Here is a 25,051-nt window from a genome sequence, read left to right as displayed (position 1 = left end):
AAGTGGCTCCTTTACTGAATAAGCATCTGAACAAGTAATCGAGTGAGTCCGACTACATAGGCTGATAACACTCCAAAAGCAATCACGGCCCCTGTTAACTTGAACATGTTCGCCCCAATCCCAAACACCAGCCCTTCACTTTTATGTTCTAGTGCCGCACTCGTCATTGCATTAGAAAAACCGGTCACCGGAACAAGCGAACCTGCGCCTGCAAATTGACCAAGCTTATCGTAGACTCCAAATCCTGTTAGCAAAGCCGCAGCTAATATTAACGTTGCTAAGGTCGGACTCATCGCCTCTTTTTGAGTCAAATCAAAGATATTCATATAAACATTGTTAATCCATTGCGCAAGTGCACAGATCGCGCCACCAACAATAAACGCCTTCAAACTGTTTGAGAATACCGGTCTTTTTGAATGATATAATTCAATATTTGCTTGATATCTTTTTTGTTCATCTGTTAACACATTGCCTCACCTCCTATAAATACAACCATTGAATAAGAGAGCCTGCTATCTTCCCAAGAACGATAGCCATCATTAAAATAACGATTTTGTCCGTCATGCCAATCCTTTTAGCAAGGAGGGGAAAGACATTTAATACTTCTGTTAAAGCGGCCGCAAGCATCCCAACAAACATTCCACAGGCAAGGCCAATAGGGATGAGAAAGATGCTTGAAAGCATCAGGGAAACGGGAGTAAAACTAGCCCATACCCCAGCTTGCGCCCCTAAAATAATCGCCCCTTCATACGCTCGAATGGATCGATGTGTTTTCGTTAACTGAGTCATCCTTGGAGCAATGCCTAATACGGTAAGAAAAGCAACCAATCCACTCCCAACAGCAATCCCTCCTGCTAGACCAATGAACATAACTGCTACTGCTTCAATAACCATTTTCCTACCTACCACTCTCTTTTAATACATTTTGATCTGCACCGCTGCTGGGGCCTTGTAATTCATCCATAATGACGTATTGATCCAAGTTCTGCTGATAATTAAACATTTCTACTTCAAGCGGACTTGGTTCATCATTAAGTCTTTTCTTAAAAATGTGATTAAAAAATAGAATCATCCCGAGTCCAAGACCAATGGAATACGGAATCTGAAGCAGAAGCGGGTTCGCAATTGTTTTGCCTGTTACTAAATAATAAATTTGACCGTGAACTTCTCTCATGCTGACATCTTCATGAAAATTCATAATAGCAAGTGCTGCTCCCACAAATAATAAAAACCAGATCAGTATGACATAAACAATTTTATACGGTTTCGTTTGCACATTTACTTCGATAATCGTCTGTGCAGCACCTACGGTTTGGATGGTTAAAGACTTCACGTTAGCAGTGATTGCATAAATGACTTGCATAACATCAATAACTACCCGATTCTTATCTTGCTTTGTGATTTGATAAATGGGTATGTGAAGTAATTGGTTCAAGCTTGGTTCATTCGTGACGATATGAGCCACATCCCCGATTGTTAATGATTGATTCATATCCGCCTCTATCCGTTGCTTCATTCGAATGTATACCTCAGCATCCCCCATTTTTTCACCACCCTTAGTCATGTGAGTTATCACTTAGTATGAGAAAGATCGCAAGAAAACATGCAAGGTGCAGAGGGCATCCGCACTCCTTAACATCGAGGTCCTTTTCGAACACAAAAAAGCAGCCTAAAAGGCTGCTTTCTCAAGTCTATATTTGCTCTCCCATAACTTCTTTCATTTGTTCGAGAATCTTTTTTTCTAATCGAGACACTTGAACTTGAGAAATACCAAGTCTTGTCGCCACTTCTGATTGCGTTTGGTCTTTATAATACCTTAAAAAGACGATCAGCCTCTCTCGTTCATCGAGGTCACGGATGGCCTCTTTCAAAGCGATTTTATCAAACCATTTGGTTTCCGTTTGATCAGCAATCTGGTCAAGCAAAGTGATCGGATCTCCGTCATTCTCATAAACTGTTTCATGTATAGACGTTAACGATCTGCTTGCCTCACCAGCGAATACCACTTCTTCAGGAGTTATCTCAAGCTGTTCAGCAATTTCATTAACAGTGGGCACGCGTCCTAGAGACTTAGTTAATTCATCTTTCATTTTGCGGATTTTATTTCCTAATTCTTTAATAGACCTGCTTACTTTCACTGTCCCATCATCTCGTAAAAAGCGTTGAATTTCTCCAATGATCATCGGAACAGCATACGTTGAGAATTTCACATCATAGGAAAGGTCAAATTTATCAACGGATTTAATTAAGCCTATACATCCGATTTGAAATAAATCATCTGCTTCATACCCACGGTTCATAAACCTTTGTACAACCGACCACACGAGTCTAGTGTTGCGGTTTACAATCAGATCACGCGCTTGTTGGTCACCTTCCTGACTTCGGGCAATGAGCTCCTTGACCTCTTTATCAGAAAAGTGAGCTTCCTTCTTCTTCTTTACTTGTTTTACCTCGACATCCATAGGCAAAACTCCTTAATTGCAAATCGCTTTGCTATTAGTTAAATGCTTTTTCAAATAAACCGTCGTACCAATCATCGGCTCAGAGATGACCTTAATTTCATCCATAAAGTTCTCCATAATCGTAAAGCCCATGCCAGAACGCTCAAGCTCAGGCTTCGTTGTATAAAGAGGCTGTCTTGCCTCTTCGATATCTTCAATTCCCATACCTTCATCTCGAATCGTTAATTCAATGACTCCGTTATCAAGAGTGACATGAATAAAGACCATACCTTCTGGTTTATTATGGTACCCGTGAATGATGGAGTTAGTAACTGCTTCTGAAACAACCGTTTTAATTTCTGTCATCTCATCCATCGTAGGGTCAAGCTGAGCAATAAAAGCGCCAACGGTTACACGTGCGAATGATTCATTTTCGCTTAAGGCAGAAAAGGTTAAATCCATTTGATTACGCATATTAGGCCACCCCCAATGTCTTTAATGCAAATTGTTCATTTTCCTCAAGACGGATGATCTTGAACAATCCTGACATCTCAAACAAACGTTTAACTGCTGGTGAAATGGCGCAAACGACCATCTCTCCTCCATTTGCTTTTACTTGTTTGTAGCGTCCAAGTATCACTCCTAGTCCTGAACTATCCATAAAAGACAGCTGTTCAAGATTAAGAACAATATGCTTGACACTCGCATCGGTTAGGTGACCTTCTACTTGTTTACGTAATTTTTCAGCAGTGTGATGATCAAGCTCGCCTTCAAGTCTAACGAGCAGCACACTTCCTTTTCGCTCTAAATCCATCACTAAACTCATTCGATCACTCCCTCTAAGTCTCACATACAGGACCCCCTGTTTGTTTTGCTAGAGAGGATTTCGCCTTTTTCCACTCCTATACCTGCCATATGACAAAACTAGTTTACATTCGTAAAAAGTAGTCTTCATTCGCCTAATAAGACGATCTAATTCCACCATACGATTAATTTCTACTATGTGATTTATTTGCCGTTAAATTTTGATAAGACGTTTTTAAATAACTTCCACCAAGAAGCATCCATTACATCATCACCGGCAACAAGCGGCGTTTCACTTAGAACCTCTCCAGCTCTTTCGATATATAAGGTTCCAACTGTATCTCCTTTAGCAAGCGGGGCATGCAATTGCTGATCAATTTCCATACGCTCTGTCACGTCATCAATCGATTCGCCTTTTTTCGTTAAAATTGAAACAGATTCAGAGGTTTGTACAGGAATTTGATTTTTATCCCCTTTACTAACCTTCACTTCAGCTAAAATATGGTCTCTCTCATACAGTTTATGTGTTTTAAATTGACTAAAAGAATAATCAAGCATCTCTGTAATTTGAGCGTTTCTTTCTTTCGGAGTAGGTGCTCCCATAATCACAGAAATGACACGCATATCGTTCTTTTGGGCTGTTGCTGTTAAACAATACATTGCTTCTCTTGTAAAACCTGTTTTAAGGCCGTCAACTCCAGGATAAAACTTTACAAGCTTGTTCGTATTCACGAGCCAAAACTTATTTTCTGAATCCTGTCTTAAGTAATCTTCATAAATTCCGGTGAATTTTGTGATATCTTCATACTTGAGCAGCTCTTTTGAGATCATCGCTAAATCATACGCCGTAGTGTAGTGATTTTCTGCAGGTAATCCGTTAGAGTTCATAAAGTTTGTATTTTCTAGTCCCAATTCTTTTGCTTTATCATTCATCATTGAGACAAATTCCTCTTCCGTACCTCCAAGGTGTTCAGCCATTGCTACTGATGCATCATTACCTGAGGCAACAGCAATCGCTTTTAACATATCAGTAACCGTCATCTCTTCACCTGGCTCTAAAAACACTTGAGAACCACCCATTGATGCCGCGTTTTCACTCGTGCGAATTTTATCATCGTAGGAAAGAGAACCTTCATCAATGGCTTCCATAATTAAAAGCATAGTCATAATTTTTGTCATACTAGCAGGGGGAAGTTGATCGTGGCTGTTTTTCTCGAATAACACTTCTCCTGTATCCCGCTCAATTACAATAGCTGATGAAGCATTTTCTGCTAAACTAGCCTGCTTTTCAGCTGCATATCCCATTGGTGCTGCCAACGTACATACAAGTACGATAGCTAATAGTGTAGATAAGACTTTCCGCATCCCATCCGACCTCCATCTCATCATTTTCATAGTCCTCTTAAGGAAGCCTCAAAAAACAAGATGTCCCTAAGTTTGCTACCCACCATTTTTACCAATGTTTTCTTTTTTATACATGTTCAATCAATAATAACTAGGTAAATAATCAAACTAAAAATGCCTTCCAGAAAGGAAAGCCGCCAAAACCTCTTGCCTGCTTTGAATGTAAATTATGTCCTTTATGGTTTAGGAGGCAGGAGTATAGATTGTAAGTACTTTAGGATGTTCTTTTAAGAATACAGAGACAGTCCTTGTATTCCCTTCTATCTCTTACATGCTAAAACCACCTAAATTTAGATAAAGACTATTTTTATTCTTATATAAAAGAGACTTGCACCAATAAAATGGTGCAAGCCTCGGCAGCCTTATCAGCAAAGACCTTTTAAGTAATTATTCATTATTCCGACAAAACCACCCGGAAAAATTAGATTTTTATTGTTATTTTGAGTGGTACTCTTTATAATAAACTAAATAACACAAAGGAGCGTGAGACGGATGGCAAGCAAACATATTACCATTTCTGCAGGTGAGTATAATTTATCGACCGCAATACAAACACCTGAACAATTGTTTGAGAAAGAAGCACCTGCCCTCATCTTTATTCATGGGTTTGTGGGCAATAAAATTGGTGAACACAGAATGTTTGTGAAAGCCGCACGCTACTTCAGTTCTTTAGGTTATATTTGTGTAAGATTTGATTTTAGCGGCTGTGGTGAAAGTGATGGCCATTATAAAGATATTAGTGTAACAAAGAAAGTAGACGAGCTAAAATCAGTGATTTCATATACTATGGAACTAGAGGGTGTAGACCCTAATCGTATATCTCTTGTAGGTCATAGTTTAGGGGGCGCAGTTACAGCATTAACCTCACCAACAATCCCTCAACTTAATCAAGTTGTTCTTTGGGCACCTGTTGCTAGACCATATAATGATATTGTATCCATTACTACGAAGGATGCGGTTATGTCTGCTAAGAAGAATGGTGTCTATGATTACCAAGGCTTTGAACTAAGTAAATCTTTCTTTGAAGACTTAAAGCGTCATGATCCTCTAACTTCTATTTCAACTTTTAACGGCTCTGTACTTATCATTCACGGTGATGAGGACCAAGAAGTTCCAAGATCCAATGCTGATGATTATGCTACTGCCGCTATAGATGCAAATCGTATTTTTATAGATAAAGGAGACCATACCTTTTCAAGTCATGCTTTTGAAAATAGACTATTCAATGAAACGGCAGTATGGTTGTCAAAAAGGGTGAAAACTACAGTCAATATTTAAGAAGGACTCTACTATACAGGCAAATACCATAGCCCTAAAACAATAACACCCTGTACCTAAGACGGTACAGGGTGTTTCTTCTATGAAGCAAGCTCATTTGCTTCAATAGGTTTGTTCTTATTCTCAGAACGATCAATGACAACCGAAGCTGCTGCATCACCTAAGATATTCGTTCCTGTTCTAAACATATCTAGAATACGATCAATCGCCGCTACTAAAGCAATGCCTTCAATCGGAAGTCCAGCAGAGCTTAAAACCATCGCAAGCATAATCAAACCCGCACCTGGCACCCCTGCCGCACCGGTAGATGCTAGAGTAGCCGTCAGCATAACAGTAAAGATCTGCAGCACTGTCAGCTCAATCCCATAAAATTGAGCAATAAACAATACTGCGATCCCTTGATAAATCGCCCCTCCGTCCATATTAATTGTGGCACCAAGAGGCAGAACAAAACTGCTCGTTTCCTTTGATACGCCGACCCTCTCTTGTGCATTTTTCAAAGTAACAGGAAGCGTCGCTGCACTGCTTGATGTTGTAAATCCAACGAGTGCTGCAGGAGCCATCCCTTTGAAGAAATGAAGGAGGCTGGTTTTACCAAGTGTTTTCACAGCTAAACCGTAGACAATCAGAACATGCAGAATACACGCCACAGCGACAGCTAAAATGACCTTCCCTAAAGGAAGCAGCACAGCTAAACCATAATTACCTACTATAGGCGCCATAATACCAAATACACCGATAGGAGCAAGCTTCATAATAGCACCAGTAATCTTTAATAATACATCTGCAAAGCCTTCAAAGAAGCGACGTACAGGGATTGCTTTCTCTCCTACAATTGTTATACCAATTCCAAGAGCCGCTGCAAAAAAGATAATCTGTAGAATATTTTGTTCAGCAAGAGCTGCAAATGGGTTGGTTGGAATGATATTAAGTAAAGTGGTGACAACACCTTCTGTTTCATTCACCTCAACTGAGCCTGTTGCAGGCGGTTCAATATTCAGCCCCTCCCCAGGAGAGAACAAAAAGCCAATAGCAAGACCTAATGATACGGCAATTAATGTGGTAGTTAAAAAGAATCCAACTGTTTTTGCGCCGAGTCTAGCTAGTTTTTTCCCGCTGCCAAGACTTGCAATTCCTGTAACAAGGGTCGCTAATATGAGCGGTGCAATCACAAATTGAATTAGTCGTAAAAAGAAGGTACCTAAGGGACTGACAACTTCTGCAGAAGAACCAAAGATTGACCCGACGATGATGGCCAGAACAAATGCCAATAAAATTTGAGTTAACAATGATGGCTTTTTCATCTTCATCCCCCTATAATCGTTCTGTTTTTGAGCGGACAGCCACATTCATCGGAACCGTCTCGGGATACTTGATTCCCATGCCTGTGTTTAAGCATATGACGGTTTCATTTTCTTTAATCCATCCATCTTGACGTAATTTTTTTGCAGCCGCAAATGTTGCAGCCCCTTCCGGACAAATAAATGCTCCTTCTCTTTCGGCAATATGATGCTGCTCTTGTAAAATATGTTCATCTGACACTGCAATTGCACAACCATTTGTCTCATAGATCGCTTCAAGAACTAGAAAGTCACCAAGTGCTTTAGGCACATTTATTCCAAAAGCTGCAGTTACAGAGTCATTCCAAAATTCAGAATCTTTATCTCCTGCTTCAAATGCTTTAACAATTGGTGCACATCCCTCTGCCTGAACTGCTACAAGCCTAGGAAGCTTTTCTTTTTCAATCCAACCAATTTCGGCTAATTCCTTAAGTGCTTTGTATATTCCGATTAAGCCGACTCCCCCTCCAGTTGGGTACAAAATCACATCAGGGAGTTCCCAATTCAATTGTTCTGCAATTTCAAGCCCCATTGTTTTTTTACCTTCAATCCGGTAAGGCTCTTTTAATGTTGAAACATCAAACCAGCCATATTCACTTACAGCTTCCCCTACTAATTTACCTGCGTCACTAATTAAACCGTCAATCACTTTCAAATCAGCACCAGCCACATGAACCTCTTGTCTCGTAATCATCGGGGCATCTTTTGGCATAACGATATGGCTTTTAATTCCTGCTCTCGAAGCATACAATGACCAAGCTGCTCCTGCATTACCGTTTGTAGGCATAGCAAGCTCTTCTACACCAAGTTCTTTTGCTTTAGAAACACCAACTGCTGAACCTCTTGCTTTAAACGAACCGGTTGGGATTAACCCTTCATCTTTCATCAATAATGTTGTAATTCCATACTCTTCACCGAGCTTACCCATAGATAGTAATGGAGTCATTCCTTCTCCTAAAGAAACGATGTTCTCTTTCTTTTTTACTGGCAGCAATTCATGATAACGCCATAAATTAGGTTCTCTATGTAGTAAATCTTCTTTTTGCCACTTTTCTTTTAATGAGTTGTAATCATAGCTCACTAGTAATGGTGAACCACATGAACACAAATTATTTTTTTCATCTGCAGAATAGGCTGCAGAACATTTCGGACAATATAAATGACTCACATAACTAAAACGCACCCTCATCCATCCCTTCTTTTAAAACCAACTAAACAACTTTGTTTTATAAGTTTATTTGATCATTCATTCATTTGTCAATATATTCATACTTTTCTTTACATAAAAAAAACCGATCAACAATTAGCTGATCGGTCGCACTATTAATTATTGACGTTTCGTTCGAAAAAAGCTCTATATTCTTCATCTGGGGCGCTGCCTACAATTCTGTCAACCTCTTCACCATTCTCAAACTGGACAATTGTTGGAGTGGATTCAATGTTATGATCAGACCAGCCCTCATCAAACTCTGTTAAGTTATATTGAACAAGATCTACTCCTAGCTCTTCACTGATCGGTACAAGTCTAGGTGTGGCCTCCTTACAATAAGGACAAGTAGAACTATAAAAATACACCGTTACATCCCCATTATCTTCAAGGATCTCCTCAAGCTCTTCTGGTAAGATGACATTTTGATAGTTTGGATCATTCACTAACTCTGCTGTTGCTGGATCGATCCGTTCTTTTCCAAATGGATTTCCCTCTGCTAGCTGTGATTGTTTCATAGAATTAACGACTGCTAATAACCCAAATAATATGACAATAATGCCACCAAAAATAAGAACCTTCTTCATATCTACTCTCTCTCCTTAGTATTGCGAATGATGATTAAGCTGCATAAAGCAATAATCGTAAATGCTGTTAAAGCTAAAAACGGTATCGTTACAAAACCAAACCAATTAATATACTGCCCGCTGCATGGGACTCTCCCGCAAGAAGGGACAGCATCCTGCAAGAAAGGGAGCTTTTGGTTTGCGTAATGATAGGAGGAAACAAGAATCCCTATAATCGAAAAAATGAAAGAATAAATAGCAGCTGTTGTATCTCTTCGTATAATCCCAATAAGCAAAATAATCACAAGTGGGTACATCAATATACGTTGATACCAGCACAACGAACATGGCTCAAATTGACGTATTACCGAGAAGTAAAGGGAACCAAGCATCGCAGTAAATGAGGTAAGCCACGCAACGATAAATATATTTTCTATTTTTTTAGTCAAACCTAGTACCCCCTTCTTTCACCTATGAAAATTACTTTACCACAAAAGCGAAGAAAGAAGAGTGAACGAATTGTTAAAGATAAAGTAAAACTACAGCCATCCTTTAAGAGTATCGAGTGAATAAATGACAATATAAAGAGACAAAGCTAAGAATAAGACTCTCTCGAAAGCTCCACCGGTTCGAATGTAGAACGGAAGACGAACCCGAAAGTCTAGTGGATAGAATAATCGTACTCCCCTCACTGTACTTGCATCTAAAATAATATGACTAATCATACCTACAATTAATCCATCTCGTATCATCGTATACTCTGCAAAAAAGATATGAAAAATCAATGCCCATATTCCTAAAAAAAGCAGACTGTGAGTGAGCGTCCGATGACCGAATATAGATGAGATGGCTCTAGATAAAAGAGGAAGCCTCCTTCCAATTTTAGAGTGGATATGGCATATATCAGGGATTAGCGCTCCAGCCATCCCCGCAACATAATAAAGCGGTGTTCCGCTATGAGGCAGCAAAAAGGTATCTGCTGCCATACATAATGCAAGCCCTCCGGCTACATGTGTTTTTCCTGTCATATGTATAAAGCTCTCTTTCTAATAAAAATCAAAAAAGAAACATCTGTTCTTATTTGTATTATTTTAGAATATCATAGAGATGTCTATCTAGAAAGAGGAAGATAAAAAAGCTAGAACAATTTGTCCTAGCTTTGCATTACTTGGCTAACCACTGCTCAAATTTATTCATTTCACTTTGCATATCCTCTACACCTTCATTATAAAGAGCTGCAAGTCTTTCTTTGTTCTTTTCTAATCTTGAGACGCGGACGGGCATTTTGGGCCTTATAACATACGCCTCACCACTTGCTTCCATCTCTTCGATTCGTTTTAACGTTTGATTATACCGTTGATAACGCGTGAGCATGGTCTGCAAAAAAGCTGGGTTGTTTCTGAATTGCCATTTTGCAAAACGAGTAAATTTCATAGGAGTTTTCTGATACCCTTTATTTTGAGTTAAAACGATCACATGCTTTTGATGTCCTTCTTCTATTGAACGGTTTATTGGAATAGGATCGGCTACGCCGCCATCAAAGAACACATCATCTTTGTATATAACAGGAGGTGCAAGCAACGGGATACTGCTAGATGCCTTCAAGACAGTCAAAAGATCTTCTTTGGGCAGATGTTTGTCGAAGTAGTAAGGCTTACCTGTGTCTAGTTTAGTTGTGACAATAGTGAACGTTTGAGGAGAATCTTTAAACGTGTCAAAATCAAATGGTTCAAGCTCATTTGGAAGCGTATTAAAAATAAAATCCCATCCAAAAATTGATTTCGTTTTTACTAAGTTTTTAAAACTCAAATATTCCGGGCGATCGATATAATCAATATTCACTTTGCGATTTCGCTCAATTTGCTTAGACACATAAGATGACCCATTACATGCTCCAGCAGAAACTCCAATCACATGAGGAATTTCGACTTCGTTTTTCATCAACGCTTCAAGCACCCCAGCAGTATAAACAGCTCTCATTCCTCCGCCTTCTAATACAAGACTAACACCATTCATAAATAGTCACTCCTAAAACATAATGGGCTCTTTCTTATCTGCAATTGTATCTTAAATTTGAAAATAATGGTATCTTTTTGCTCAGTTGAGATCTAAGGTTCTCCACTAAAAAGCCCTCCATCTAGAAGATGAAGGGTGCTGAGTTATTCTGCTTTTACATTTAAATTAACATCGACATTGCCGCGCGTCGCTTTAGAGTACGGACAAAATTCATGTGCTTTATGGGTCAATTCTTCAGCTGTAGCCTGAGACACACCCTTGATCATTACATTTAGCGTGACGCCAATTTTAAAGCCATCATCAGATGGATCCTTTAATAAACTTACTTCTGCTTCAATTTCAGAATCGATGTCTTCATTTGAATTTTTGGCCATTAAATTAAGTGCTCCGTCGAAACAAGCGGCATACCCTGCTGCAAATAATTGCTCAGGATTGGTTCCGTCCTTATCAGAATTGCCTCCTGTCGGCATAACCAGCTTATGGTCAATCACACCATTATTAGAGGTTACATGTCCATTTCTTCCATTTTTTGCTTTTGCTTGTGCTGTAAACATTACTTCTGCCATGACGTACACTCTCCTTTTTTGCTACTAAATTGGGTACTTACTTATGTATTAACGTTCTTGTTCCATTTTAAACATAAAAAAACAGCCTCTTTTTGTAAAAAGGCTGTTTTTAGTCTTAATGAATTTCATCATAAATTAATGTTGGTTTTTCCACATTGTCACTTGTAATTGAGTATGCGTTTAGTACCATGTCAATGACATTTTGTACATCTTCATTGTTACTATGAAGGGTAACAATAGAATCGCCTGCTTCTACTTTATCACCAATCTTTTTATTTAATACAAGTCCAACAGCAAGATCAATTTCAGATTCCTTCGTTGCTCGTCCAGCCCCTAATAACATAGCAGCTGTACCGATCTTGTCCGCAACAATGGCAGAAACTGAACCTGATTGTTTCGCTTTAACTTCTATTAAGTGCTTAGCTTTTGGCAGCTTTTCTGGATCATCTACAATCGAAGGATCACCATTTTGAGCCTCAATAAACGTTTTTAATGTTTCAAGAGCCTTACCAGATGAAATCACTTCTTCAAGTTTTTGACGAGCTTCCTGAACGGAACTCGCTTGATTTGCCAAGTATACCATCTGGCTTCCAAGCGTCAAGCATAATTCACGAAGGTCTTCAGGGCCCTCACCGCGCAGCATATCAATCGCTTCTTTCACTTCAAGAGCATTACCGACTGTTAAGCCTAACGGCTGATTCATATCTGAAATGATCGCCATTGTATTACGGCCAAGGCTGTTACCGATCTCAACCATCGCTTTAGCAAGCTCTTTTGATTGATCCAACTCTTTCATGAACGCCCCAGAACCTGTTTTCACATCAAGAACAATCGCATCTGCACCAGATGCAATCTTCTTACTCATAATTGAACTTGCAATCAGTGGAATAGAATTCACGGTTGCTGTTACATCGCGCAGCCCGTAAAGTTTCTTATCCGCCGGTGTTAAGTTCCCCGTTTGGCCAACCACCGCTAGCTTATTTTTGTTGACTAGTTCAATAAATTTATCCGTTTCAATTTCTACACTGAAGCCTGGAATCGCTTCTAGCTTATCAATCGTTCCTCCTGTGTGGCCTAAGCCGCGTCCAGACATTTTAGCTACGGGCACACCAAGTGCCGCTACTAATGGAGCTAAGGCAATCGTCGTTTTATCACCAACACCGCCTGTAGAGTGCTTATCAACTTTTATACCATCTACAGCAGAAAGATCAATTTGATCCCCTGATTTCACCATTGACATCGTTAACTCGGCACGCTCTGCTGTACTCATATCTTTAAAAAAGATCGCCATTGCGAGTGCTGACATCTGATATTCCGGTATATCTCCTTTTGTATAGCCTTCAATAACGAACTGAATTTCTTCTTTCGATAACTCTAAGCCATCACGCTTTTTCTCAATAATATCTACCATGCGCATTTCTCAAACATCTCCCTCGTCTTAGAGTGCTGCTCTTACACTTCTACTGTAGAAACAATTTCTTTTACAAGCTTAATGAACTTTGGTTTCGTACGGTTTGCTACTTCTACCACTTCTTCATGAGTGATTCCTTGCAGTTCTTCTCCAATCGCCATATCCGTAATACATGAAATACCAATTACTTTCATACTAGCGTGACTAGCTACAATCACTTCAGGAACCGTGGACATTCCAACTACATCCCCGCCTAAGTTGCGAAGCATAACAAGCTCAGCACCACTCATGTAAGTAGGTCCTGTTACGCCAGCATATACACCTTTTTGAACTTTAATATCTAAGTTATTAGCTGTCTTTTCCACAAAATCAACATACTCAGTAGTGTACGCACTGCTCATATCAGGGAAGCGTGGTCCAAGCTCCTCGAAGTTAGCACCAATAAGCGGGTTATCACCTGTAAAGTTTAGTTGATCCGTAATAATCATTAGATCGCCTGGTTCAAAGTTCTTGTTCATACCGCCGCAAGCATTTGTAACAACCATTAATTCAACACCAATTTGCTTCATTACACGTACAGGGAATGTTACCTCTTGCATCGTGTAGCCTTCATAATAATGGAAGCGGCCTTGCATTGCTACGACATCCTTCCCATGAAGCTTACCAATAACAAGCTGACCTGCATGACCTTCAACAGTAGATACAGGGAAGTTAGGAATATCAGAGTAAGGAATCTTAACAGCATCTTCAATCTCATCTGCAAGCTCACCAAGACCAGAGCCTAAGATTAGACCAATTTGAGGTTTTGTCTCGATTTTCCCTTCTAAATATGTAGCTGACTGCTTAATTTTCTCTAACATGTTTTCCATTAAAATCGCTCCTTTAGATGATATAAAATTCATATAAATACTAGCTTTTCTTATGAGGCTATATATTCGTATTTATCGAGTCGCTTCCGCTTTTCTTGTCCAGTTCCATGATTCAGATAATCGGCGCCTTCACTTTGCCAAACGAAGCAAAGTGCGCTTCTTTTTGTCGAACCTCCAGCCTCCTCATATCTAAACGAATCATTTCACTTTTCTGTCCAGCTGCAGCTCCTTGTCCTGCTGGATAAAACGGTGCTTCGATTGAAGTCAAAGTGCGACTTCAAATCGCTCCCCCTTATTTCTCCGCATGCCAGACCAGTCGCTTCCGCTTTTCTTCCTACATTTCTTTTACGATGGCTTTTACTAGGGATAGGAAGTCTGATTTGACTCGTTCTGTCGTTTCCATTACCTCATCGTGAGTTAATGGCTGTGGCAGGATACCTGCTGCCATATTTGAGATACATGAAATACCTAGTACTTCAAGACCAGCATGACGGGCTACAATAACTTCAGGGACCGTTGACATACCGACTGCATCGCCGCCCATTTTACGGATCATGCGAACTTCGGCTGGAGTCTCATAGCAAGGACCTGAATTACCAACATACACTCCTTCTTTCAGTTCAACATTCAACTGAGAAGCTTGTGTTTTGGCAAGTTCACTTAATTCTTTTGAATAAGCATTTGACATATCAGGAAAACGTACACCAAATGCTTCATCATTTGGTCCAATTAGAGGATTTGCATTCATGTTATTAATATGATCAGTGATAATCATTAAGTTTCCTGCTTCAAATGATTCGTTCACGCCGCCTGCAGCATTTGTTACAATAATCTGCTTGACACCGATCTCTTTCATTACACGAACAGGGAACGTGACAACATCCATGCTGTACCCTTCATAGAAATGAAAGCGGCCTTGCATCGCTACAACTTGCTTACCTTGAAGTGTACCGATAACTAGTTGACCAGCATGTCCAGCCACTGTAGAAACTGGGAAGTTAGGAATTTCGTTATAAGGAATCTTTACAGGATTTTCGATTTCTTCAGCTAGAACACCAAGGCCTGATCCAAGAATTAAGCCAATGGACGGTGTTTCAACCATTTTCTCTTGTAAATACGCTGCTGCTTCTTGTAATGCTTGTTTGTTTACCATTTTTTATCCCCCTATTAATTAAAGATCGCCTAAAAAGCTTGTTCCGTGTTTAGGTAGAGTCACATTAAAGTTATCAGCAATTGTTGCTCCAATATCAGCAAATGTTTGACGAATCCCTAAATCTTTAGCTTCTGTCTGCCCTTTATAGTGCACAAGCAATGGAACATATTCACGTGTATGATCTGTGCCTGGATGAGTAGGATCATTTCCGTGGTCAGCTGTAATGATTAATAAATCATTCTCTCTTAACTGAGCAAATACCTCTTCTAGCTGACGGTCAAACTGCTCTAGTGCCTCGCCGTACCCGATCGGGTCTCTGCGATGGCCATACAACGCATCAAAATCCACTAAATTTAAAAAGCTGATTCCTGTGAAATCTTTTGACATCGTCCCAACCAATTTTTCCATCCCATCATCATTTGACACAGTACGAATCGCTTCTGTAATTCCTTCGCCATCGTAAATATCAGAAATTTTGCCGATAGCAATTGAATCTAATCCGCTATCCTTTAATTCATTCATAACTGTACGCTCAAAAGGCTTCAAAGCGTAGTCATGACGGTTCGCTGTACGCTTCCATAAACCTGGCGTACCAATAAAAGGACGAGCAATAATTCGGCCAACCATGTACTTAGGATCGAGTGTCAGCTTTCTTGCTTTCTCACAAATATCATATAATTCTTCAATTGGCACAATCTCTTCATGCGCGGCGATTTGTAAGACAGAATCTGCTGAAGTATAGACAATCAGCGCTCCGGTTTTAACATGTTCTTCTGCTAGTTCATCAAGAATTTCTGTCCCGGAAGCTACTTTATTACCAATCACTTTGCGGCCAGTTTGGCGCTCAAGCTCTGCTACTAATTCTGGCGGAAAACCTTCTGGAAAGACTTGAAATGGTTCTTGGATATCAAGACCCATAATTTCCCAATGACCTGTCATCGTATCTTTTCCGTTAGATGCTTCCTGCATTTTACCGTAATGAGCGATTGGCTTGTCTACTTTTTCTACCCCATCTATTTCTTTAATATGACTTAAACCAAGGTTTGCCATATTGGGCATTGTTAGTCCATTCATCTTTTCTGCAATATGTCCTAATGTATCAGAACCTGCATCTCCAAACCTTGCTGCATCAGGAGATTCTCCAATACCTACTGAATCCATCACAATTAAAAATACGCGCTTAAATTGATTGCTCATTTAAAAGTGCCCCCTTTACATTCCTACCATAGTCTTCCCTTTTCTTGGTGAGTTTTGCTAATAATCATAGATGTCAGAAGTCTGACCTCTTTTATTAAAAAAAACGATTATGCTCTAGGATGGTATTGAGCATAGACGTCTTTCATTCGTGTTTTTGTGACATGAGTATAAATTTGAGTAGTAGATATATCAACATGTCCGAGCATTTCTTGAACGGCACGGAGATCAGCCCCGTTTTCAAGTAAATGGGTTGCAAATGAATGGCGAAGCGTATGTGGAGTCAATTCTTTTTCAATCTTAGCAGCTTCAGCTAACTTCTTTACAATTTTCCAGAACCCCTGTCTTGTCAGCGGTCTCCCGTAGTGATTTACAAAAACATATTCATGTCTATTCTTTTTCAGCATAGTAGACCTTGCTTGCTCTAAATAGAGTTGAAGCGCTTTCGTTGCTTGCTGACCTAAAGGAATGATTCTTTCTTTATTCCCTTTTCCTATACATCGCACAAATCCCATTGATAGATGGGTATCTGTTAACTTTAGATTAATCAATTCTGAGACGCGCATGCCTGTTGCATATAATGTCTCCATCATTGCACGGTTGCGAATAGATAAATGATCTTGTCCAGAAATCGTTAACAACGCTTCTACCTCTTCCAATGATAACACTTTTGGCAGGCGCTTTGAAGCTTTAGGTATGTCAAGGTGAACAGAAGGATCTTGCTCACTTAATTTTTCTCTAAGCAAAAATTGATGAAAAGCACGAATCGACGCTATCGTTCTGGCAATCGTCGCTTCAGCTCGTCCCTGCTCCTTTAAGAAGAAAAGGTAATCTACAATCATGTGACGTGTAACATCCTTAAACGTTTGAATATCAATGACGTTCTGTAAAAATTTCGCATAATTTAACAGGTCACGGCGATACGATTGAATCGTATTCTCAGCAAGGCCTCTCTCAATCTGGATGTAGTGCAGGAATTCGCTTACATCTTTTTGCATATACACCCTCTCCTTTATTTAAAGCCCTTGATGAATTGTCTATAAAATGAGAACCACAAATAAGTCAATCAAAACTAAGAAACTATTCACCAAAATGATAGTACATCATTAAACGATCGACCCATGTCATCTCTATCTCATTTGATTCATAACTCATCACTTTGACCGCTTTTCCTTTTGGTTCATCATATCGATGATAGCTTTCATACTCAGCACTCACCCATAGGATACCATAATAAAAGAGAACTGTGCATCCTATAAATAGCAGAAAAACTTTAATACTTTGTAAAACGAGCAAAAACCACTGTTTCATATCCTCACCTCGATAAAGTTAAATCCATTTTGGATTAGCTGTTACTATCAAGCTATGCCAAAAAGTGTGAGGATTATACCTGTCTTAACAAACGAGTGATTAGGTGCTTGCATTAGGTTCCTGTATTAAGTGTCTGCACAATATAAAAAGTGCCCATTCACCTCGTGAACGGCACTTTAGTTATTCGTTATTTGATTCTTCATTAGAAGGTTCATTAGAAGTTTCATTTTCACTTGTTTCGTCTTTATCGTTACAGCGATAACAAATTCCATGGAAAGTCAAACGATGATCTTTAATTTTAAAGTTCCAATCACGCTCAACGATCTCTTCCACATCACCAAGTAAATCTTCTTGAATTTCGTCTACTGCACCACATTCTATACATACTAAATGATGGTGAAAGTGAGCGGCTCCTTCTTGTCTGAGATCAAATCTCGATACGCCATCACCAAAATTAATTTTATCAACAATTTTAAGTTCAGCTAGTAATTCTAGCGTGCGGTATACCGTAGCTAGTCCAATTTCCGGTGCTTTATCTTTGACAAGGAGGTATACATCTTCTGCACTCAAGTGATCCTCTTCATGCTCAAGTAACACACGAACGGTTGCTTCACGCTGCGGTGTTAATTTATAGCTTTGTGAGTGCAAATGCTTTTTAATTCTTTCTAGTCTTTTCTCCATTGTATGTGTGTCCCTCCCAAGCCTTTAACCTCCTATCATTATAATCATCTAAAAAAATAGCGTCAATCAATAATGATTATTATTTAAAGTTAATCACACACTCTTATTTAATAATAATTATTAAAAAGTAGTTAGTACAAACCTCATTAATAAAGGTGAAAGATATGCCTCTACAGCAGACGCTGCAGCAAGCGCTGCCCCCACACATAGTATTAATGCAGAATACTTAATGAAAATCGGAAAGAAAGGCGTACTTGATTTTTTTAAAAATTGATGACGGATCATTTTCAAACAAAAAGCTACACTTGCGGTACCTGCTATTAAGAAAGCTGGTACAAGGATAAAATTTTGGGGCATGATTGCTACAAAGGAAAGAAGAAAGCCTGACATTCCCATTTGATTGACAAGAAAGCCGACCGTAAACCCAACAACGACTCCCTTTAAAAATAACAATATTAGTATAACCGGCAGCCCGATTACTGAGAGTCCAAGCAGCCACATGAGTCCAAAGTATTTAGCATAATGAGCGAAGCTTTGACTGAAAATAGCAGATGATTGTGCTAGGTTCCCCTCTGATACCTGTCCAAAAAATTGCCCCAAATACATATATAAGTCATGCTTTTGTGTCAAACTCAAGCTATTAACGACGATGGCACCAAAAATAATTCCGATTAAAAATAATACAGTTATGAATAAATAAATCGATCTATTTTCTTGGATGTGAAATGAGATCATATCTCTTACCCCATACTTAAACATCCGCATCCCTCCTCTGTACACTCTTACTCTACTCTATGAAGACAAGCTGCAATCTATGCCTGCAGATAAAATGATAGATTTTTTCTTCTTTTTAAACTTGCTCTTTTTTAGTATAGTAATAATGAGGGGCATCCATTACGTGTGCTATTTTTTTCGTTCATTATGAAAACGTTTACAAAAAGAGAAGAGGGATATCATGTCATCAAAAGAATCCAACCGAGAGCAAGGCTTTCAAACATTAGCTGTCCATAAAGGGTACAAACCAGATCCTCTTACCGGTTCACTTGCTCTACCTATTCACCAAACGTCTACTTTCGTCTTTCCTAGTGCAGAGACAGGCGGAAGGCGGTTTGCCGGCGAAGAGGAAGGTTATGTATATTCAAGACTTGGAAACCCGACAGTTACCGCATTAGAAGAAAAAATCGCAGCTCTTGAGAAAGGAGAAAAAGCATTAGCATTCGCGTCTGGTATGGCTGCTATTTCAGCTGTGCTTCTAGGCCTTGTGCGCTCCGGAGATCATATTTTATGCTCACGAGGTCTTTATGGTTGTACATTTGGCTTTTTATCGATTTTAAAAGATAAGTTTAATGTGGATTACACATTATGTGACATGCGAGATAAAGAAAGCATCCTCCGTGAAATAAAAGAAAATACGAAAGTTATCTATATTGAAACCCCGATTAATCCAACGATGCAAATTATTGACTTAGCACTTATAGGTCAAATAGGAAAAGAGCATAATGTGACTACAGTAGTAGATAACACATTTATGTCTCCTTACTTGCAGCGTCCCCTAGAATATGGGTGTGATGTGGTTGTCCATAGTGCAACAAAATATTTAGGTGGACATGGGGACCTTGTAGCTGGTGTCGCTGTTGGTACAAAAGAATTTCTTGAGCATATTCAATTTACAACTCAAAAAGATATTGGCGGAATCCTTGCTCCATTTGATGCCTTTTTACTTGTCAGAGGAATAAAAACATTAGGTGTACGAATGGACCGGCACTCTGAAAATGCTCAAAAGGTTGCCGAATTCCTAGAATCCCACCCAAAAGTGACGAATGTCATGTACCCTGGGTTAAAAAGCTTCCCACAACACGAACTCGCAAAAAGACAAATGGACGGTTTCGGCGGACTTATCAGCTTTGAATTAAAAGAAGGACTTGAAGCTGGACTTAACATGATGAACAAACTTGAATTACTTAAATGTGCTGTCAGCCTAGGGGATGTTGACTCATTGATTCAGCACCCTGCTTCTATGACTCACTCTGTTGTCCCTCGGGAAGAACGGATAAAAATGGGGATTGCAGATGGTCTAATTCGTCTGTCTGTAGGAATAGAGAACGTTGAAGATATTATTTATGATCTAGAGCAAGCACTATCGTAAACAAGTTCGGTGATATGTTAATTACACAATAAAAGCGCTCCTACTCTCAAAGCAGGAGCGCTCCTCTTATTTATCAAGATATTTCATTAACCGCATATATTGAATGGCATAGGCTGTTTTGGCATCATGAATCCGTTCATCTCGCACCATCTCTTCTGCTTCCTCAAGTGTTGCCTCAATCACATCTAGAAATTCATCTTCATCCCGGCTTACTTCCCCTGCTGTAAGACCAGTAGCCGCATACATATAAATGAGCTCATCAGCAAATCCAGGCGATGTATAAAATGAAAGTAAAAAGTCAAGATTGTCTGTTACATAACCTGTTTCTTCTGCGAGCTCTCTTTTCGCACAATCAGCAGGCTCTTCCCCCGCGTCCAACTTGCCTGCTGGTATTTCAATAATCGTTTTTTCAAGTGCTTTTCGAAATTGCCTAACTAAAATCAACTTTCCTTCTGTTGTAATAGGAAGAATAGCTACAGCTCCTGGGTGTTTAATAATCTCTCTTTTACTTGTTTTTCCGTTAGGCAGTTCTACTTCATCCACTTGCAAGTCAATGATCTTGCCGCTGTATATCGAGTTAGATTTGATTGTTTTTTCGTAAAGATGATTCAACGATCTCACTCCTAGGTTCTTTTTGACATAGTTATTACATAGAAGTGTACCATATAATCTATCATTCGAGGATGTGTGAGATATGAAAGTCTATGTACACAATCAAGGAATCGTTTTAGCAGGTAAAGCTTGGGAAATTAATGCCAAGCTGAAAGAGTCTATGCAGCATTTTGAGTACGTAGAAGACTGGGTTAAGACTGTTCATTCACGGCCTAAATTAAGACTGGTCCATAATGCTGCCACCACTGCCCAGAAAAAAACAGGATCTTCCTGATAGCCTCTTCCCATAGTCTTAATATCTTTTCCTAACGTACGAAGAGCTTGCTCTGTCTTTTGTTGTACTTCCTGTTCTTCGATCCACTTTATTTCAGGGTACACTTTTGCTTCTTGCAGCATAGAAAGCTGGTTTTCAATCATTTCAAGCCTATCTCCATTTAAAAGTGGCAGGGGCAAGATAACCTTCGTCAGGACTGCTTCTTTTAGCGGCGTTAATGTATGATGACTAATCCCTCTATGCCGCTTCCTTTTATCAGCAAAGGACAAGCGCGGAATCCATACAGGAACCCCCCCTAAAGCCGCCACATTATTAGACCAATTCGCCAAAGACATTCCTGTAAATCCGTAATAACTTCCTGTGCCTACAACTCCAGGGCCGACAGTTATCATAATAATGTCAGCTTTTAGATGTTCATGAGCAAATTGAAGAGCAGTTTGGATGGTAATTGCTTCATATGTCCCTCCAAAAGCCTGACCTACCGTAATGGTTACAAATGTCTCTTCTCCTTCAAGTGCTCTAATGTGTTCACTCAGCGTAAGAGGCAAAGCTGCTTGATCATCAATGATAATACATACAGTAGCCCCTTTGTGTAAAACTTTAGAACCTGCGTAGAGAATGGGAATCATACTATGCAATTCACCGACTAAAACAGGCTTCTTCTCTAGAGAAAACGCGGTTTGAAACATTGAATGATATGGACTTTCCTGTGATTCTACAGATAAGACTTGATGCTGCATCGGAGTATATCGTAATTTCAGAATATGACCGTCATCCCTGTTTAGACAAGGAGTCACATGGGCATTCTCTCCCGCTGATTTAACAAAATCATATCCTCCGGTACCTAGATTCAATTCGCTCGCTGTGGTATTTAATAAAACCGTATCTCCTATCCGGCCTTTTTTTGTCAGCGCTTTATATAAAACAGCTTGTTGTGTGCGAGATGTCTGCAAAATCTGTATATGATTATCTTCAAACACAATAGCTTTGATCTGATCTCGCACTTCTGCAAACATCTCACTTCAGCTCCGTTCTTTTCCTTTGCTCTTAGTATGAAGTTTCCCTTCCAAATTATTCATAAATTACTAATTCCTCTTCTTTAACACAAAAAGCCGAGCATAGGCTCGACTTACACTAGATCCACTTATAATAAGGGTTTAATCAATTCTTCTAATCTTTCATAATTCACTTCACCAGGAATCACATGGGCAATGACACCTTCACGGTCAATAACAAAAGTCGTCGGCAGAACTCTTATTCCGTAACGATCTGATACAAGCCCATCTGCATCAAAAAAAACAGGAAGTGTGAGATTCATTTCTTCTATAAATTCAGGGGCATCATTTAGCGTTCGTTCGTACGTCTGCATATTTACAGTCACTATGTCTAAGCCCTCTTGATGATAATCTTGCTGTAGTTCCATAAAGTCTGGCATTTCATCACGGCAAGGCTCACACCATGAGGCCCACATATTAAGGATTACAACTTGACCCTCGTACTGATTAAATGATTCTTGACCGCCTTGATAGGTCGGCAGTTCAAAATCTTCAGCAACCATCCCAACTTCATTACCTACCTCTTGCCTGTCCATTGTTACAACCGTCACAACTGCTAAAATACACGCTATAGCTAAAACCAAAAAGGTTCTTTTCCGTTTCATTTTTACACATCCATTCTAAAATCACTTACTCTATTTTCTCCCTACATTATAGAATTTAAAAAACGAAGCCGCAATAAACAATAAAGTGAACGTACGATGTATTTCTACTAAATACTCTTTTCTAAAAATGAAAAGTTTGCTAGAATGAAGCAGTTATTACCCAATAAAAAATGACTATTCATAAAAAGGAAGGAACCTACTATGTCAATAATTGAAGCAATCATTTTTGGAATTGTTCAGGGAATTACTGAATTTCTTCCTATATCAAGTACGGCTCATATTATCATTACACAAATGGTTTTTAATTACTCTTTTCCAGGATTTGGATTTGAGATCTTTTTACACCTCGCTTCCATCTTAGCGGTTGTCATCTATTTCAGAAAAGATATCGTTGAAGTCATTATTGGATTCTTCTCATTTTTTGGGAATCGTTCAAAAGAAAACCGTGTGCAATTTTTATTTGCACTCTATATTATCGTAGCAACTGGAATTACAGGTGTGTTAGGCGTATTACTAGAAGATTCGATTGGCAGTGTTTTAAAAACACCACCTTTTATCGCCTTAGCTCTTGCTACAACGGGAATCTTCTTGATTATTATTGAACGTTTTGTTAAACACGGAAACCGAACAGAAAAAGACATGACATTTATCGATGCAATTATCGTAGGTTTAGGACAGACACTTGCTGTTATTCCAGGAATATCAAGGTCTGGAGCGACTCTAATTACAGGGTTATTTGCAGGATTAAATAAAGAAACGGCTGTACGCTACTCGTTCCTTTTATCTATTCCTGTAATCCTAGGATCAACAGTGTTAGCTATTGGTGATTTTACAGACGGCACACTAGTTGCTGAAACAGGGGTCCTGGCATTAGTCGTTGCTTTCATCGCTACATTCATTTTTTCATGGCTAGGTATTGTATGGCTGATTGAGTTCTTAAAACGTAGCAAACTTATTTACTTTGCGATTTATTGCTTTGTTGCTGCCATCTTCATCTTTTTCTATTTTGATGCTAACTTCATTATGGAACTTGAATAGAAAACATTTAAAAGGAGCTGCCCTGCTGGGACAGCTCCTTCTTCGTTCTAACGTTTCTAAAACTAACTATATTATGAAAGCCATATGATCAAGCTGTACAATAACGGAATCGTCAGCACACAAAGAATTGTCCCCGCTGCCACTATAACTGCCGCAAACTTAGTATCGCCTCCATATTTCTCTGCATACATTGTAATGGTTGGTGCAGAGGGTGTTGCTGTCACAAGGATAGCTACACCGATAACAGTCATAGAAACAGGCAAATAGATAAAAGGTAAAAGAAAAACAGGAATGACAACTAATTTTGCCAGCACGGCAAGCCATACATACTTCGATGTCATTAATTGCCGGCAAGCAGACGCCGTCAAACCAGCTAATAAGCTGCCTATCAATAACATTGATAAGGGCATTGTTAATTCTCCTAGTGTTAAAAGCAAGGAGGATACAGGAGAAGGCCAGCCGAAAGGCAATAGCATAATGACCAATCCAAGAGTAGTTGCGATTATACCAGGATTCCAGAATAATAAGGATAGGTTAATTTTTTGATAGTTTCTCGCCACTAAGTAGATGGCATACGACCAAATTAAAAATAGATAAAATATCATAAAAACAGCTGTATATAACACTCCTATTTCTCCAAACAAATAAAAAGTAACAGCGTATCCGATGAACCCTTGATTTCCAAATACAATTAACCCTTCATACACACCTTGCTTATTCTCAGGTAATGTCGCACTCCTTCGCATTTCTCTTCCTACTAAGATGGCAACTGCCATAGCATATATCGATAAACCTATTAACCATAGGAGTTCAAACATGATTTCAGTTGATAAGTTAATGTCCATAGCATAAAGGATCAAAGAAGGAAGAGTAATGTATAAAATCACTTGGGTCAAAACCCTATTTGCTTCAACTGGCAGAATTCTCACCTTCCGCGCTGTAAAGCCTATCAATCCAATAACTAACAGCCCAAGCATCTCATAAAAGAGAAATGCACTTCCTGTCATAGCCCTCACCTCACCCTATGTGTATGAGGAAAAATAAAAAAGGTGAGTGAACAAATATTGTTCACTCACCTAA

At 39.2% G+C, this 25,051-nt stretch carries 31 protein-coding genes; 4 read left to right on the top strand and 27 right to left on the bottom strand.

Annotated features, from left to right (window positions below; all coding sequences use genetic code 11):
• Positions 1 to 11: 11 nt before the first annotated feature.
• The 7 genes from spoVAC to BPOF4_RS06905 all read right to left on the bottom strand — a co-directional run bounded on the left by spoVAC (position 12) and on the right by BPOF4_RS06905 (position 4,610).
• Complete coding sequence (gene spoVAC / locus BPOF4_RS06935) at positions 12 to 467, bottom strand: stage V sporulation protein AC (protein WP_012958381.1); 456 nt, start codon at positions 465 to 467, stop codon at positions 12 to 14.
• A 13-nt stretch (positions 468 to 480) separates the two neighbouring features.
• Entirely contained in the window at positions 481 to 894 is a 414-nt protein-coding gene (locus BPOF4_RS06930) for a stage V sporulation protein AB (RefSeq protein WP_012958380.1), read from the bottom strand.
• Positions 895 to 898: 4 nt separating this feature from the next.
• Positions 899 to 1,564: a stage V sporulation protein AA gene (locus BPOF4_RS06925; RefSeq protein WP_238446488.1), complete on the bottom strand. Its 666-nt coding sequence runs from the start codon at positions 1,562 to 1,564 to the stop codon at positions 899 to 901.
• A 127-nt stretch (positions 1,565 to 1,691) separates the two neighbouring features.
• Positions 1,692 to 2,462, bottom strand: a complete 771-nt coding sequence (gene sigF / locus BPOF4_RS06920; protein WP_012958378.1) for an RNA polymerase sporulation sigma factor SigF — start codon at positions 2,460 to 2,462, stop codon at positions 1,692 to 1,694.
• Between the two features lie 12 nt (positions 2,463 to 2,474).
• Positions 2,475 to 2,915 (bottom strand): anti-sigma F factor, encoded by a 441-nt coding sequence (gene spoIIAB / locus BPOF4_RS06915; protein ID WP_012958377.1) that lies wholly within the window; start codon positions 2,913 to 2,915, stop codon positions 2,475 to 2,477.
• 1 nt (position 2,916) lies between these two features.
• Entirely contained in the window at positions 2,917 to 3,267 is a 351-nt protein-coding gene (gene spoIIAA, locus BPOF4_RS06910) for an anti-sigma F factor antagonist (protein WP_012958376.1), read from the bottom strand.
• Positions 3,268 to 3,449: 182 nt separating this feature from the next.
• Positions 3,450 to 4,610 (bottom strand): D-alanyl-D-alanine carboxypeptidase family protein, encoded by a 1,161-nt coding sequence (locus BPOF4_RS06905; RefSeq protein WP_012958375.1) that lies wholly within the window; start codon positions 4,608 to 4,610, stop codon positions 3,450 to 3,452.
• A gap of 531 nt (positions 4,611 to 5,141) precedes the next feature.
• Here BPOF4_RS06905 and BPOF4_RS06900 point away from each other — a divergent pair.
• Positions 5,142 to 5,927 carry an alpha/beta hydrolase family protein gene (locus BPOF4_RS06900; protein WP_012958374.1) on the top strand — a complete coding sequence of 262 codons (786 nt, stop codon included), beginning with the start codon at positions 5,142 to 5,144 and terminating at the stop codon, positions 5,925 to 5,927.
• An 80-nt stretch (positions 5,928 to 6,007) separates the two neighbouring features.
• Here the strand turns inward: BPOF4_RS06900 and BPOF4_RS06895 are convergent, their stop codons facing one another.
• From BPOF4_RS06895 to spoIIM, 16 genes are all read right to left on the bottom strand, one after another.
• Positions 6,008 to 7,231, bottom strand: a complete 1,224-nt coding sequence (locus BPOF4_RS06895; RefSeq protein WP_012958373.1) for a dicarboxylate/amino acid:cation symporter — start codon at positions 7,229 to 7,231, stop codon at positions 6,008 to 6,010.
• A gap of 10 nt (positions 7,232 to 7,241) precedes the next feature.
• Positions 7,242 to 8,450, bottom strand: a complete 1,209-nt coding sequence (locus BPOF4_RS06890) for a threonine synthase (protein ID WP_180316874.1) — start codon at positions 8,448 to 8,450, stop codon at positions 7,242 to 7,244.
• Between the two features lie 140 nt (positions 8,451 to 8,590).
• Positions 8,591 to 9,061, bottom strand: a complete 471-nt coding sequence (locus BPOF4_RS06885; protein ID WP_012958371.1) for a thioredoxin family protein — start codon at positions 9,059 to 9,061, stop codon at positions 8,591 to 8,593.
• 2 nt (positions 9,062 to 9,063) lie between these two features.
• Positions 9,064 to 9,489 (bottom strand): disulfide oxidoreductase, encoded by a 426-nt coding sequence (locus BPOF4_RS06880; RefSeq protein WP_012958370.1) that lies wholly within the window; start codon positions 9,487 to 9,489, stop codon positions 9,064 to 9,066.
• A gap of 90 nt (positions 9,490 to 9,579) precedes the next feature.
• Positions 9,580 to 10,068: a metal-dependent hydrolase gene (locus BPOF4_RS06875; RefSeq protein ID WP_012958369.1), complete on the bottom strand. Its 489-nt coding sequence runs from the start codon at positions 10,066 to 10,068 to the stop codon at positions 9,580 to 9,582.
• A 136-nt stretch (positions 10,069 to 10,204) separates the two neighbouring features.
• Positions 10,205 to 11,056, bottom strand: coding sequence for a patatin-like phospholipase family protein (locus BPOF4_RS06870; RefSeq protein WP_012958368.1), 852 nt, complete (start codon positions 11,054 to 11,056; stop codon positions 10,205 to 10,207).
• A gap of 143 nt (positions 11,057 to 11,199) precedes the next feature.
• Positions 11,200 to 11,622 carry an organic hydroperoxide resistance protein gene (locus tag BPOF4_RS06865; protein WP_012958367.1) on the bottom strand — a complete coding sequence of 141 codons (423 nt, stop codon included), beginning with the start codon at positions 11,620 to 11,622 and terminating at the stop codon, positions 11,200 to 11,202.
• A gap of 115 nt (positions 11,623 to 11,737) precedes the next feature.
• Positions 11,738 to 13,039 (bottom strand): pyrimidine-nucleoside phosphorylase, encoded by a 1,302-nt coding sequence (locus BPOF4_RS06860; protein ID WP_012958366.1) that lies wholly within the window; start codon positions 13,037 to 13,039, stop codon positions 11,738 to 11,740.
• Positions 13,040 to 13,074: 35 nt separating this feature from the next.
• Positions 13,075 to 13,902 (bottom strand): purine-nucleoside phosphorylase, encoded by an 828-nt coding sequence (locus BPOF4_RS06855; protein WP_012958365.1) that lies wholly within the window; start codon positions 13,900 to 13,902, stop codon positions 13,075 to 13,077.
• A gap of 112 nt (positions 13,903 to 14,014) precedes the next feature.
• Entirely contained in the window at positions 14,015 to 14,170 is a 156-nt protein-coding gene (locus BPOF4_RS21930) for a hypothetical protein (protein ID WP_012958364.1), read from the bottom strand.
• A 66-nt stretch (positions 14,171 to 14,236) separates the two neighbouring features.
• Positions 14,237 to 15,055 (bottom strand): purine-nucleoside phosphorylase, encoded by an 819-nt coding sequence (locus BPOF4_RS06850; RefSeq protein WP_012958363.1) that lies wholly within the window; start codon positions 15,053 to 15,055, stop codon positions 14,237 to 14,239.
• Positions 15,056 to 15,073: 18 nt separating this feature from the next.
• Positions 15,074 to 16,252: a phosphopentomutase gene (deoB, locus tag BPOF4_RS06845; RefSeq protein WP_012958362.1), complete on the bottom strand. Its 1,179-nt coding sequence runs from the start codon at positions 16,250 to 16,252 to the stop codon at positions 15,074 to 15,076.
• A gap of 107 nt (positions 16,253 to 16,359) precedes the next feature.
• The gene (gene xerD, locus BPOF4_RS06840) at positions 16,360 to 17,247 is read right to left on the bottom strand and encodes a site-specific tyrosine recombinase XerD (RefSeq protein ID WP_012958361.1); all 888 of its coding nucleotides are present in this window, start codon (positions 17,245 to 17,247) and stop codon (positions 16,360 to 16,362) included.
• A gap of 82 nt (positions 17,248 to 17,329) precedes the next feature.
• Positions 17,330 to 17,560 (bottom strand): YqzK family protein, encoded by a 231-nt coding sequence (locus BPOF4_RS06835; RefSeq protein WP_012958360.1) that lies wholly within the window; start codon positions 17,558 to 17,560, stop codon positions 17,330 to 17,332.
• 180 nt (positions 17,561 to 17,740) lie between these two features.
• A complete protein-coding gene (gene fur / locus BPOF4_RS06830; RefSeq protein WP_012958359.1) occupies positions 17,741 to 18,241 on the bottom strand; it encodes a ferric iron uptake transcriptional regulator in 501 nt (166 codons plus the stop codon).
• A gap of 120 nt (positions 18,242 to 18,361) precedes the next feature.
• The gene (spoIIM, locus tag BPOF4_RS06825) at positions 18,362 to 19,000 is read right to left on the bottom strand and encodes a stage II sporulation protein M (protein WP_012958358.1); all 639 of its coding nucleotides are present in this window, start codon (positions 18,998 to 19,000) and stop codon (positions 18,362 to 18,364) included.
• A gap of 196 nt (positions 19,001 to 19,196) precedes the next feature.
• On the opposite strand from spoIIM, the gene megL reads away from it, so the two are divergent.
• Positions 19,197 to 20,387 carry a methionine gamma-lyase gene (gene megL, locus BPOF4_RS06820; RefSeq protein ID WP_012958357.1) on the top strand — a complete coding sequence of 397 codons (1,191 nt, stop codon included), beginning with the start codon at positions 19,197 to 19,199 and terminating at the stop codon, positions 20,385 to 20,387.
• 66 nt (positions 20,388 to 20,453) lie between these two features.
• On the opposite strand, the gene BPOF4_RS06815 is transcribed toward megL, so the two are convergent.
• Positions 20,454 to 20,999, bottom strand: a complete 546-nt coding sequence (locus tag BPOF4_RS06815; protein WP_012958356.1) for an NUDIX domain-containing protein — start codon at positions 20,997 to 20,999, stop codon at positions 20,454 to 20,456.
• Positions 21,000 to 21,081: 82 nt separating this feature from the next.
• Here BPOF4_RS06815 and mciZ point away from each other — a divergent pair, with 82 nt between their 5' ends.
• Positions 21,082 to 21,273 carry a Z-ring formation inhibitor MciZ gene (mciZ, locus tag BPOF4_RS22940; protein WP_081457639.1) on the top strand — a complete coding sequence of 64 codons (192 nt, stop codon included), beginning with the start codon at positions 21,082 to 21,084 and terminating at the stop codon, positions 21,271 to 21,273.
• Here mciZ and BPOF4_RS06810 read toward each other — a convergent pair.
• On the bottom strand, positions 21,201 to 22,289 hold the full coding sequence (locus tag BPOF4_RS06810; protein ID WP_012958355.1) for a DUF3866 family protein: 1,089 nt from the start codon (positions 22,287 to 22,289) through the stop codon (positions 21,201 to 21,203). The two genes, mciZ and BPOF4_RS06810, sit on opposite strands and share 73 nt — an antisense overlap.
• A gap of 128 nt (positions 22,290 to 22,417) precedes the next feature.
• The gene (locus tag BPOF4_RS06805; RefSeq protein ID WP_012958354.1) at positions 22,418 to 22,933 is read right to left on the bottom strand and encodes a TlpA disulfide reductase family protein; all 516 of its coding nucleotides are present in this window, start codon (positions 22,931 to 22,933) and stop codon (positions 22,418 to 22,420) included.
• A 201-nt stretch (positions 22,934 to 23,134) separates the two neighbouring features.
• Between BPOF4_RS06805 and uppP the strand changes: the two genes are divergently transcribed.
• The gene (gene uppP, locus BPOF4_RS06800; protein WP_012958353.1) at positions 23,135 to 23,971 is read left to right on the top strand and encodes an undecaprenyl-diphosphatase UppP; all 837 of its coding nucleotides are present in this window, start codon (positions 23,135 to 23,137) and stop codon (positions 23,969 to 23,971) included.
• Between the two features lie 71 nt (positions 23,972 to 24,042).
• On the opposite strand, the gene BPOF4_RS06795 is transcribed toward uppP, so the two are convergent.
• On the bottom strand, positions 24,043 to 24,978 hold the full coding sequence (locus BPOF4_RS06795) for an AEC family transporter (RefSeq protein ID WP_012958352.1): 936 nt from the start codon (positions 24,976 to 24,978) through the stop codon (positions 24,043 to 24,045).
• Positions 24,979 to 25,051: the final 73 nt, after the last annotated feature.

It is taken from the genome of Alkalihalophilus pseudofirmus OF4 (assembly GCF_000005825.2).
Lineage (GTDB): Bacteria > Bacillota > Bacilli > Bacillales > Bacillaceae_D > Alkalihalophilus > Alkalihalophilus pseudofirmus.
Note: the sequence above shows the minus strand (reverse complement) of the source record. Positions and strands in the feature narration are given on the sequence as shown.

Bases quoted from the DNA above. Each gene is read 5' to 3' on its own strand.
- mciZ (WP_081457639.1), top strand. From the start codon at position 21,082: ATGAAAGTCTATGTACACAATCAAGGAATCGTTTTAGCAGGTAAAGCT.
- BPOF4_RS06870 (WP_012958368.1), bottom strand. From the start codon at position 11,056: ATGAATGGTGTTAGTCTTGTATTAGAAGGCGGAGGAATGAGAGCTGTT.
- sigF (WP_012958378.1), bottom strand. From the start codon at position 2,462: ATGGATGTCGAGGTAAAACAAGTAAAGAAGAAGAAGGAAGCTCACTTT.
- BPOF4_RS06875 (WP_012958369.1), bottom strand. From the start codon at position 10,068: ATGACAGGAAAAACACATGTAGCCGGAGGGCTTGCATTATGTATGGCA.
- spoIIM (WP_012958358.1), bottom strand. From the start codon at position 19,000: ATGTTTAAGTATGGGGTAAGAGATATGATCTCATTTCACATCCAAGAA.
- BPOF4_RS06860 (WP_012958366.1), bottom strand. From the start codon at position 13,039: ATGCGCATGGTAGATATTATTGAGAAAAAGCGTGATGGCTTAGAGTTA.
- deoB (WP_012958362.1), bottom strand. From the start codon at position 16,252: ATGAGCAATCAATTTAAGCGCGTATTTTTAATTGTGATGGATTCAGTA.
- BPOF4_RS06895 (WP_012958373.1), bottom strand. From the start codon at position 7,231: ATGAAAAAGCCATCATTGTTAACTCAAATTTTATTGGCATTTGTTCTG.
- BPOF4_RS06905 (WP_012958375.1), bottom strand. From the start codon at position 4,610: ATGCGGAAAGTCTTATCTACACTATTAGCTATCGTACTTGTATGTACG.
- xerD (WP_012958361.1), bottom strand. From the start codon at position 17,247: ATGCAAAAAGATGTAAGCGAATTCCTGCACTACATCCAGATTGAGAGA.
- megL (WP_012958357.1), top strand. From the start codon at position 19,197: ATGTCATCAAAAGAATCCAACCGAGAGCAAGGCTTTCAAACATTAGCT.
- BPOF4_RS06810 (WP_012958355.1), bottom strand. From the start codon at position 22,289: ATGTTTGCAGAAGTGCGAGATCAGATCAAAGCTATTGTGTTTGAAGAT.
- spoIIAB (WP_012958377.1), bottom strand. From the start codon at position 2,915: ATGCGTAATCAAATGGATTTAACCTTTTCTGCCTTAAGCGAAAATGAA.
- BPOF4_RS06855 (WP_012958365.1), bottom strand. From the start codon at position 13,902: ATGGAAAACATGTTAGAGAAAATTAAGCAGTCAGCTACATATTTAGAA.
- BPOF4_RS06805 (WP_012958354.1), bottom strand. From the start codon at position 22,933: ATGAAACGGAAAAGAACCTTTTTGGTTTTAGCTATAGCGTGTATTTTA.
- BPOF4_RS06865 (WP_012958367.1), bottom strand. From the start codon at position 11,622: ATGGCAGAAGTAATGTTTACAGCACAAGCAAAAGCAAAAAATGGAAGA.
- fur (WP_012958359.1), bottom strand. From the start codon at position 18,241: ATGGAGAAAAGACTAGAAAGAATTAAAAAGCATTTGCACTCACAAAGC.
- BPOF4_RS06795 (WP_012958352.1), bottom strand. From the start codon at position 24,978: ATGACAGGAAGTGCATTTCTCTTTTATGAGATGCTTGGGCTGTTAGTT.
- uppP (WP_012958353.1), top strand. From the start codon at position 23,135: ATGTCAATAATTGAAGCAATCATTTTTGGAATTGTTCAGGGAATTACT.
- BPOF4_RS06885 (WP_012958371.1), bottom strand. From the start codon at position 9,061: ATGAAGAAGGTTCTTATTTTTGGTGGCATTATTGTCATATTATTTGGG.
- spoIIAA (WP_012958376.1), bottom strand. From the start codon at position 3,267: ATGAGTTTAGTGATGGATTTAGAGCGAAAAGGAAGTGTGCTGCTCGTT.
- BPOF4_RS06835 (WP_012958360.1), bottom strand. From the start codon at position 17,560: ATGAAACAGTGGTTTTTGCTCGTTTTACAAAGTATTAAAGTTTTTCTG.
- BPOF4_RS06900 (WP_012958374.1), top strand. From the start codon at position 5,142: ATGGCAAGCAAACATATTACCATTTCTGCAGGTGAGTATAATTTATCG.
- BPOF4_RS06930 (WP_012958380.1), bottom strand. From the start codon at position 894: ATGGTTATTGAAGCAGTAGCAGTTATGTTCATTGGTCTAGCAGGAGGG.
- BPOF4_RS06850 (WP_012958363.1), bottom strand. From the start codon at position 15,055: ATGGTAAACAAACAAGCATTACAAGAAGCAGCAGCGTATTTACAAGAG.
- BPOF4_RS06925 (WP_238446488.1), bottom strand. From the start codon at position 1,564: ATGACTAAGGGTGGTGAAAAAATGGGGGATGCTGAGGTATACATTCGA.